The organism is Paenibacillus sp. KS1, assembly GCF_001680695.1.
Lineage (GTDB): Bacteria > Bacillota > Bacilli > Paenibacillales > Paenibacillaceae > Paenibacillus_B > Paenibacillus_B suaedae.
In genome coordinates this window covers 1-1,195 of the sequence record NZ_MAIS01000242.1, presented here as the reverse complement: position 1 = coordinate 1,195, position 1,195 = coordinate 1, and the positions used below count along the sequence as shown (strand labels likewise).

General features: G+C 45.0%; 1 protein-coding gene. It reads right to left on the bottom strand.

The genetic code is table 11. The features are described 5' to 3' along the window. A partial coding sequence (locus BBG47_RS28085) for an RHS repeat-associated core domain-containing protein (protein ID WP_483310782.1) occupies positions 1-1,195 on the bottom strand: 1,195 nt, incomplete at both ends.

The window sequence follows — 1,195 nt, the reverse complement described above, 5'->3', positions numbered from 1 at the left end:
TCTTGCGCGCAAATATTGCAGATTCGTTGTCTCATCCCAGTATTCGCCCGAGTAACGGAAAATGTTCGGTACTCGCTCCATTTGATACAGTGAGTTTCCCCAAATGTCATATGTGTATTGGTTCAGCACATTTCCTTGAGCATCGCGTATTTCGGTAATGTCACCGTGTCCGTTGGATACATAATATAGCAAACCGCTTTGTCCCGAAACCTGACTAGCCAGCAGCTTGCCGAAATCATCATGAATGTACGATGCCGTAATCGTGACGCTACCGTTCGCTTCGACCTTGCCTTCAGCAACAATCTTCGCCCGATCATCATAGTAGTAACGGGTCGTTATGCCTCCTTCAGTACGTTCTACCATCAAGTTGTCCCCATTATAGCGGTAATTGACGACTTTGCCGTCTTCCGTCGTTACTTGGGTCAAGCGATTGCGGCTATCGTAGGCATAACTGACGCCCTTGACGTTCGGTACCCGATTGCTAAATAAGGTACTGCGATTGTTCCGTCGATCATACGTATATACTTCATTATAGCCACTCGATGTCTCAATTCGGTTCAATGAGTCATAAGTGAATTGAGAAAGTGCTCCATAGTCATTAATACCGATGATATTGCGATTATTGTCGTAGGTGTACGCATATTTCCAAAAAAGTGCCTCACCTTGCTTCTGCTGAATGCCAACCATGTTCAATCCGTCATAGGAATAGCTTATATTCAATCCATGCGATGATTTCAATTCCATAATCCGATTATAGGAATTATCATACGAATAATCGAATCGGGCCAGTTCTCCTCCACTTCCGTCCACTATTTTTATGTTCCTGGGAGCAGTAAGCAAGAAATCTCGCTCTGTCTGACTTGCCAAGCGGTAGGTACCTGAAGCAAAAGCCTGCTCCTTGCGCATTCCTCGCTTATCGTAATCGAATGAAAGCACCGTCTTATCCGGATACGAAATGGTTGCCAGTTCGCCCGATGGATAGTACGAATAGCTCGTTGTTCCCGTTTGATCTGTCATCGCTATCCGTTTACCCGATGCGTCATAGCTGTACGATATTCTCTCGTTCGGAGCAACATTAGCCGTTAGGAGATTTCGGTCGCTATATTCATGTTGTTGAACTTGTCCTTTCCGATCGATGCTTTTGATTACATTGCCGTTTCCGTCGTAATAGAAGCGTTTACTTTGCTTGTTCGGA